General features: G+C 63.8%; 2 protein-coding genes. Both read right to left on the minus strand.

All coding sequences use genetic code 11. The features are described 5' to 3' along the window. Window positions 1–1,665: condensation domain-containing protein (locus DM374_RS32425; protein ID WP_157969811.1), on the minus strand; the 1,665-nt coding region annotated here is incomplete at its 3' end. Between the two features lie 13 nt (window positions 1,666–1,678). Then, window positions 1,679–2,078: phosphopantetheine-binding protein (locus DM374_RS32430; RefSeq protein WP_110973525.1), on the minus strand; the 400-nt coding region annotated here is incomplete at its 5' end.

Genomic DNA, 2,078 nt, shown 5'->3' on the forward strand with positions numbered 1-2,078 from the left:
CTCCAGCGCCACGCCCACCAGCACGTCCGGGCCCACGCCCAGTTCGCGCAGTTTGTGGGCCAGTTGATTGGCGCGGGAGTTCAGTTGTGCATAACTCAGCGACGCGTCACCGAGCACCAACGCAGTAGCATCCGGCGTCGCCAGCACCTGAGCCTCGAACAGCGCCGGCAGGCACTGCTCACGCGGGTAATCGGCCTCACTGCGGTTCCATTCGACGAGGATCTGCTGGCGCTCCATGCCATCCAGCAACGGCAAGGCCGCCACGCGCTGCCCGACATCAGCGCAGATGCCTTGCAGCAGGTTGCGCCAGTGGCGGGCGAAGCGCTCGATTGTCGAGGCATCGAACAGCGCGGTGGCATAAGTGATCGCCGCGCCGACACCGTTTTCGTGCTCCAGCGTCTCCAGGGTCAGGTCGAACTGCGCGGTCTGCGACGACGACGCCAGCTTCTCGACGCTCAATCCCGGCAAACTGCGACCCTGGCCGGGGTTGCGGGTCTGGTGGTTGAACATCACCTGGAACAACGGGCTGCGGCTCAGGTCACGCTCCGGGTGCAGCACTTGCACAAGCTGTTCGAACGGCAGGTCTTGATGGGCCTGGGCCTGTACGGCGGTGTGCTTCACCTGTTGCAGCAATTGGTTGAAGGTGGTGTCGAGGGTGAACTCGGCTTTGAGCACCTGAGTGTTGACGAAGAGGCCGAGCAGCCCTTCGGTTTCGGCACGGTTGCGGTTGGCAGTGGGCACGCCCACGCGCACGTCCGCCTGTCCGCTGTAGCGGTGCAACAAGGTCTGGAATGACGCCAGCAACAGCATGAACAGCGTCACCCCGTGCTGCCGAGCCGCCTCCTTGAGTGCTAGCGCCAGTTCAGGCGCCAGTTCGATATCGAATCGCGCACCGGCATGGCTCTGCACCAGCGGGCGCGGCCGGTCTGTCGGCAGTTCCAGCACCGGCTGCTCGCCGCCCAGTTGCGCGGTCCAGTAGCCCAACTGGCGCTCCTGCTCGCCGGCCTCCATCCAGTTGCGTTGCCAGATCGCGTAGTCGGCGTACTGGATCGGCAGGCCAGGCAGGTGCACGGCATCGCCCCGGCTGTGACCGGCATACAGGCGCACCAGCTCATCGACCATGATCGGCATCGACCAGCCATCGGAGACGATATGGTGCTGCACCAGGGTCAGGACATGCTCCTCCTCACCCAGGCGCAGCAGCCTGACCCGCAGCAAGGGACCTTGTTCGAGATCGAACGGTCGGCGCAACTCCTCGGCGACCCGCGCCTCCAGGTCGGCGGCGGCCAGCGGTTCTACCGCCAGCAGGAAAGGCGACACTGGGTGCACGATCTGCACTGCAGTGTCGCCTTCCTGCCGGAAGCAGGTGCGCAGGGTTTCATGGCGGGCAATCAGGGCGCCGAAAGCGCCCTCCAGCGCCTGGATATCCAGCGCACCCTTGAGCCGCAGCGCCACCGGAATGTTGTAGGCGGCGCTGTGCGGCTCCAGTTGCCAGAGAAACCACTGCCGCTGTTGGGCGTAGGAAAGTGCCGAGCTGGCTTCGACCTCCCGTTTGAAAATCGGGGTGACACCATACAAATTCACCCCTTGCCGCTTGAGCAGCACCGCCAACGCTTTGCGTTCCCGGGCAGACAGCGATTTCACAGAGTCGAGCAGCTCTTGCACGTTGGGTCTCCTGCTAAGCGATCAAATTATCGATTTCCTCTGCACTAAGACGTTTGAGTGCCTCCAGGGATTTAGTCAGTTCGTCCTGCGCGCTGCCCGCCTGGCCCTGTTTCTGTGCAACCACCTCACAAAGATCGGCCAGGGTGCTCTTCTCGAACAGCTCGCGCAGGGCGATTTCGCACTGCAATTGATCGCGGATACGCGCCAGCACCTGCACCGCCAGCAACGAATGCCCGCCAAGGTCGAAGAAGTCGTCGCGCATGCCAACCTTCTCTACTTTCAGCACATCGGCCCAGATGGCCGCCAGTTGCTGTTCCAGTTCGGTGACCGGCGCAACATGCGCGGTCTGCGCTTGAGTGCTGTCCGGCTGTGGCAGGGCCTTGCGGTCGAGCTTGCCGTTGGGTGTCAGCGGC

Origin of the sequence: Pseudomonas huaxiensis (genome assembly GCF_003231275.1) — a bacterium.
GTDB lineage: Bacteria > Pseudomonadota > Gammaproteobacteria > Pseudomonadales > Pseudomonadaceae > Aquipseudomonas > Aquipseudomonas huaxiensis.